This is a genomic window from uncultured Propionibacterium sp. (genome assembly GCF_963539965.1).
Taxonomy (GTDB): domain Bacteria; phylum Actinomycetota; class Actinomycetes; order Propionibacteriales; family Propionibacteriaceae; genus Propionibacterium.
Map to the genome: position 1 here is coordinate 1 of NZ_CAUTOU010000100.1, position 5,851 is coordinate 5,851.

Below are 5,851 nucleotides of genomic sequence, written 5' to 3' on the forward strand. Positions count from 1 at the left end.
CGCGCTGGAGGGCGGCCCAGAGCCAGTCGCCGGAGCGGTCGCCGGTGAACATGCGGCCGGTGCGGTTGGCGCCGTTCGCGGCCGGCGCGAGGCCGACGATGAGGATGCGGGCCCGGGGGTCGCCGAAGCTCGGCACCGGCCGCCCCCAGTAGGGCTCGTGGGCGAAGGAGGCGCGCCGCCCACCGGTGGCCACCGACTCCCGCCAGGCGACGAGACGCGGGCAGGCGCGGCACACCGAGACGACGGCGTCCAGTTCGGCGATGCTGCCGGCCTCCGCCGCGAGGCGGCCCGTCGCGGCCGCATCGCGGGCAACAGGGGTGTCCGGCCCGGCGGGATCACCGGGCCATCCGCTCCCGGGCGGGACCGGCGACTCGAAGCGGGCGCCGGTGAGCGGATGCGGATCGGCCATGGGACCACCGTAGCCCTGGTCCCGGGGCGGTTTCCGGGGCTCAGGCTCGTCAGCACCATTCCTGTTCGTGCTGTGGACCGCCTGCGGCCGACGGCCGGTGAACCCGGCACGATGGGGACCGCCCTGCCGGAGCGGGACCGAGTGCCCCCGGCGAGAGTCGAACTCGCACTGGAGCGGGTTTAAGCCGCCTGCCTCTGCCATTGGGCTACGGGGGCCGATCCCAGAGTATCGGCCGGGGTCCCCCGCGGCGGGATGCCCGCGCATCGGGACGGGGGCGGGCGCTCAGCGCGACCGGAGCTCCTGGTCGGGGCCGTCCGAGAGCAGGCCGAGGGCCACGCCGTCGAGGACGTCGGCCTCCGACGCGATGATCTCGGCGCTGCCGACGCGCCGAACGACTTCATCGACGATGAGGGCACCCGCGCAGAGCACCTCGGCGCGTTGCGGCTGGACGGGCCCCCAGCTGGTGACCTCGGCGACCGTGCTCGTCAGCAGACCGCCGGTGACCCCGTGGACGGCGCTGGCGCTCATGGTGGCGCCGTGGACCCGGGCGCGGTCGTAGCGGCGCAGCCGCAGCGCGAGGGCCGTCATCGACGTGACGGTGCCGGCGACCCCGATGAACGAGCCGATGCCGCTCAGGTCGAGGGCGGCGTCGTCCAGCTCGCGCCGGACGAGCCCGCGCGCCTCACCGATCTCATCCGCGGTCGGCGGGTCGCCGTGCAGGATGCGCTCGCGCAGGCGGCGCGAACCGATGTCGAGGCTGACGCCCCTCTCCACGGCCGTGACGGTGTCCGGGCGGCAGGCGGCCGTGCCGCGCACCAGCTCGGTGGAACCCCCGCCGCTGTCCATGACCAGCACCGGGTTGTCCGGGCAACGGATGCCATTGACGGCGCCGGCGAAACTCAGCTCGGACTCCTCGACGCCGCTGATCACCTCGGGCTCGATGCCCATGCGCTCGCGCACGCCGGCGAAGAGCTCCTCGCGGTTGGAGGCGTCGCGGGTGGCCGAGGTGGCGACGAAACGCGTACGGGTGCAGTCCAGGTCGGCGATGATCTCGGAGTACTGCTCGCAGGCGCGGAACGCCCGGGCCAGGGCGTCAGGGGCGAAGCATCCGGTGGCGTCGACGCCCTCGCCCAGGCCGACGAAGGTCAGACGGCGGTCGAGCTCCCTGAGGGAGCCATCGGCGTCGAGCGCCGCGATGAACAGGCGCAGGGTGTTGGTCCCGCAGTCGATGGCGGCGACTCTCATGACGCGCCCCCCCGGCCGGCGCCGTCCCCGCCGTGGTAGGGGCAGGGCCTGCTCCAGAACGGGCCCATGAGCCCCAGGGCCTCGTCCCCGATGGGGTTGATCCCCGGGCCCGCGGCCAACGCGTGGGCGACGAGGGCGTGCAGGCACTTGACGCGCCCGGGCATCCCCCCAGCGCTGACGTTCTCGAGTTCCGGGACCTCCCCGTAGGCCGCGCGGTCGGCCAGATACGACTCGTGCGCGTGATGGAATGCGACGGCCAGCCCCTCGTCCCGTCCGAGGCGGGCCGTCATCCCGGCCATGATGCCACCGGCCTCCAGGCGCGAGCACTCGGCCACCGCGCGGGGATCGGTGAGATAGTAGAAGGTGGGGAACGGCGAACCATCCGGCAGCCGCGGCTCGGTCGCGATGACGCCGGGACACCCGCAGGGGCTGCGCCAAGCCACTCCCACGAGCCCGCGGGGGGACCGACCGAGCTGATCGGCGACAACCCCCAGATCCTCATCGCTCAGAGGTTCGAACCGGCGCACGCCTCAATTCTTCCACAGGGCATGTAATCCCCTGTCGGAGAAGATTCACGGAGTCGGGATCAGCCGCCCGGGGTGGCCTCGGCGGAGGGCTCGGCGCCGGCCCCGCCCTCGGTGACGACCTGCCCGCCGTCGGCGCTGGGAGGCGCACTGGTCGGGGTGTCCGCCTCGCTGACGGAGTTCCAGATGCGCTCCCACCAGGCCCGGTCCTGCGTGGTCGAGGCACCGGTGTGGTCGATGCCCGAACCGCCGCCGTAGGGCTGCCCGTTCTCGTCCGTCACCTGGTACCCGACCTCGCCGGGCAGTACCCAGCCGAGGCGGGCCCGCGCCTGGGCCCGCACGTAGTCCGGATCCGACCAGCGCTCCTGCTCGGCGAGCAGCTCGTCGATGTGCTCGTTGCTCGCGGCGATCTGCGCACGGGCCTGCGCCATCTGCTTCTTCTGGTTCAAGTAGACCGTCAGGTTCGAGACGACCGAGACGAGGATCATCGCCCCGACGAGCAGAACCGCCACGAGCCTCCTCGTCAGGTGGACGCCCCCGTGAGCGCTCGGGGCCGCTTCGACGACCTCCCCGTCGCTGGACGTGGCCTCCGGCCCGGCCTGCACCCGCACGCGGCTCCTGTCGCGCGAGGCCCGGCGGGATGCGCGCTGCGCGGTACGTCGCGAGGGGGTGTCGCCGGAGGCTGGGCGCCCGCTGGAGGGCCTGCCGGATCTGGGGGAAGCCATGACCGTCAGTCTAATTCCTCATCCCCGCCGGGGCCGGTGCACACGACGGCGCCCATCCGGATCCGGCACGGCAGGAGGGCGGCGCCCGGAAGACGCCGCCCTCCATGTCCGCGGCCCGGAGCGGTCGGTCGGCGGCGCCGGGAACTCACCACTTGTCGGCGTCGAAGCGCGGGAAGGCGCCGGCGCCGGCATACACGGCCACCTCGTCGAGGTTCTCCTCGATGCGGATGAGCTGGTTGTACTTGGCGATGCGCTCGCCGCGGGCCGGAGCGCCGGACTTGATCTGGCCGCAGCCCAGGGCCACGGCCAGGTCGGCGATCGTGGTGTCCTCGGTCTCACCGGAGCGGTGACTCATCATGGTGTGGAAGCCGTTGCGGTGGGCCAGGTCGACGGCGTCGATGGTCTCGGTGAGCGACCCGATCTGGTTCACCTTGACGAGCAGGGCGTTGGCCGACTTCGTGTCGATGCCCTTGCCGAGGCGCTTGACGTTGGTGACGAACAGGTCATCGCCGACGAGCTGGACCTTGTCCCCGATGCGCCCGGTGAGGGTGACCCAGCCCTCCCAGTCCTCCTCGTCCAGCGGGTCCTCGATGGAAACCAGCGGGTACTTGACCACGAGTTCCTCGAAGTACTCGATCATCTCGGCGGAACTGCGCTGCCTGCCCTCGAAGGTGTACTTGCCGTCGTCGTGGAACTCGCTGGCGGCGCAGTCGAGGGCCAGGGCGACGTCCTTGCCGGGCTTGTAGCCGGCCTTCTTGATGGCATCCTCGATCAGGTCGAGGGCGGCGGCGTTGGAGTCGAGATCGGGGGCGAAGCCGCCCTCGTCGCCCAGGCCGGTATTGAGACCCTTGTCCTTGAGGACGGACTTCAGGGCGTGGTAGACCTCGGCGCCGACGCGGAAGGCCTCGGCGAAGCTGGAGGCGCCGATCGGGGCGATCATGAACTCCTGGATGTCGACATTGGAGTCGGCGTGGGCACCGCCATTGAGGATGTTCATCATCGGGACGGGCAGCACATTGGCGGTGGGACCGCCGAGGTACTGGTACAGCGGCAGTTCCGCCGACTCGGCGGAGGCCTTGGCCGCGGCCAGGGAGACGCCGAGGATGGCGTTGGCGCCGAGCTTGCCCTTGTTGTCGGTGCCATCGAGTTCGATCATGGCCTCGTCCAGCTCGCGCTGGTTGCCGGCCTCCATGCCGAGGACCTCTTCGCCGATGGTGTCGACGACGTTGCTGACGGCCTTCTGTACGCCCTTGCCGCCGTAACGGGCCTTGTCTCCGTCGCGGAGCTCGACGGCCTCGAAGGCGCCGGTGGACGCACCCGACGGGACCGCCGCGCGGGCCGAGGAGCCGTCGTCGAGGACGACCTCGACCTCGACGGTCGGATTGCCGCGCGAATCGAGGATCTCGCGAGCCTTAAGGAATTCGATAACTGCCACGGGTGTTGACCTTTCAGTGTTGGGCGAGCCCGCGCACAGCGGGTTCTCGCCGCGGGCTCTCGCTCTCGCGGTGCCAATCCTATCCGTTCGGGCCCTGCGCGGACCATGTCCGAGGCCGCCCTCCGGTCCGGCCCCGGAGGCCCCCGGAGGGCGCGATGAGCGGCTCACGCCGCATCGGCGGGCGCGCCGGGGGATCCGCCGGCAGGACCCCTCCGCCGCGCGGACGTCGTCCTCCAGGCCCGGGTGGCGTCGCGGACCGCCTGGTCGATGTCGACGCCCAAGAACGCCATCGCAGGCGACTCCGGACAGCGAGAGTTCGAGTGGCGTCGCGGACCGCCTCCCCCGATCCCCCCAGCGGAGGCGGCACAGGGCGACCGGTGCCCGCGAAGCAGCGGCAGAGATCCTCGACGAGGCCTTCGACCTCGGCCGAACCCTGGCGGACCGAGCCCCAGACCCCGGTTCCACCCCTGATCCGAAGATGCCCACCGGACTTCCCCCAGGGTCCCGGGTTCAGGATCTATGTCCAGGTGACAAGGAAAAACACCCTTCAAGAGTGGTCATATTCGGCGAGTGGCTGACGCGGCCGGCACGGAGGGCGGAAGATGCATCGTGCAAGCCCTGCCAGAGCTCGCCGGCGACTCGTCGGCGGGCGAAGCGGCCGCCCGACTGGCCGTGGTTTGCGCCGACACCGATCTGGGAGCTCTCGGGGCGGCACTGAGGGAGCTCGACGCCAGTGGAGCCGCACCCGACGCCGCTTGCACCGCGCTGTCCCCGCTGGTCGCGTTGGAGCATCCCGTCCTGGTCGCGCACCTGGCCGAAAGAGTTCTGGACCGACTCGGCCGGGATGATCCCCGTGCCGTCACGGCGGCGCTCTCGTGGATCATGACATCACCGACGACGACGTGCACCGAGCCCATGCAACGCCTGCGCATGCTGCGGCGCATCGTCGCCATGTCCCACGACGAAGGCCCAACTGCTCCCGTCATCCACGCAGGGGTGGCGGGTCTACGTGCCTTCACCCGACGTTCCACGAGCCACTATCTTCGGGGACTCGTCGCCAGATAGAAAGCACACCCCGGTGGTTACGTGTTTGTAAGGATATCCCAGATCAAGAACAGGGGCGTCAACGTCGCGGCCAAAGGCCCTGCCAGAGAACGCGATAGCGTCCGGAACTGCAACGAGTCCGCAAGGGCCCGTTGACTCCACCGGCCATCGGTCTGCGGTCCCGTCAGACGTCAGCGCTCGTGTGCGCAAGCCTTGGCGCGACGTCGGACAATCCGCCTCTCAGCTATTATCGACGTGCGCGCTGAAGCGCCGTCACTCCCGGAGGACATCATGGTCACAGTCGCTGAGCACATCGCGAGCGTAGACAACGCCATCTGCACCAACATCGAGACCTTAGCAGACCATCGGGACTTGCTATCGCAGAACATTCTGAGCCAGATGCGGAACCTAGTCGAAGGAGTCGCCGTCTACGTCCACACCGGCCGAGGCGACACCGACTACGACTACA

6 protein-coding genes and 1 tRNA gene are annotated in these 5,851 nt (G+C 70.6%); 1 reads left to right on the forward strand and 6 read right to left on the reverse strand.

Translation table 11 applies throughout. The features are described from left to right. The 6 genes from R2N01_RS10975 to eno all read right to left on the reverse strand — a co-directional run. A partial coding sequence (locus R2N01_RS10975) for a uracil-DNA glycosylase family protein (RefSeq protein ID WP_316671136.1) occupies positions 1–409 on the reverse strand: 409 nt, incomplete at its 3' end. A gap of 142 nt (positions 410–551) precedes the next feature. Further along, positions 552–624, reverse strand: a tRNA-Leu gene (locus R2N01_RS10980). A gap of 67 nt (positions 625–691) precedes the next feature. Continuing rightward, on the reverse strand, positions 692–1,654 hold the full coding sequence (locus tag R2N01_RS10985) for a Ppx/GppA phosphatase family protein (protein ID WP_316671138.1): 963 nt from the start codon (positions 1,652–1,654) through the stop codon (positions 692–694). Further along, on the reverse strand, positions 1,651–2,181 hold the full coding sequence (locus R2N01_RS10990; protein ID WP_316671141.1) for a DUF501 domain-containing protein: 531 nt from the start codon (positions 2,179–2,181) through the stop codon (positions 1,651–1,653). The genes R2N01_RS10985 and R2N01_RS10990 overlap by 4 nt, the downstream gene beginning before the upstream one ends. A 59-nt stretch (positions 2,182–2,240) precedes the next feature. After that, on the reverse strand, positions 2,241–2,903 hold the full coding sequence (locus R2N01_RS10995) for a septum formation initiator family protein (RefSeq protein WP_316671143.1): 663 nt from the start codon (positions 2,901–2,903) through the stop codon (positions 2,241–2,243). A gap of 145 nt (positions 2,904–3,048) precedes the next feature. After that, positions 3,049–4,338, reverse strand: a complete 1,290-nt coding sequence (gene eno, locus R2N01_RS11000) for a phosphopyruvate hydratase (protein WP_316671146.1) — start codon at positions 4,336–4,338, stop codon at positions 3,049–3,051. 609 nt (positions 4,339–4,947) lie between these two features. On the opposite strand from eno, the gene R2N01_RS11005 reads away from it, so the two are divergent. Continuing rightward, the gene (locus tag R2N01_RS11005; protein ID WP_316671149.1) at positions 4,948–5,403 is read left to right on the forward strand and encodes a hypothetical protein; all 456 of its coding nucleotides are present in this window, start codon (positions 4,948–4,950) and stop codon (positions 5,401–5,403) included. Positions 5,404–5,851 lie beyond the last annotated feature (448 nt).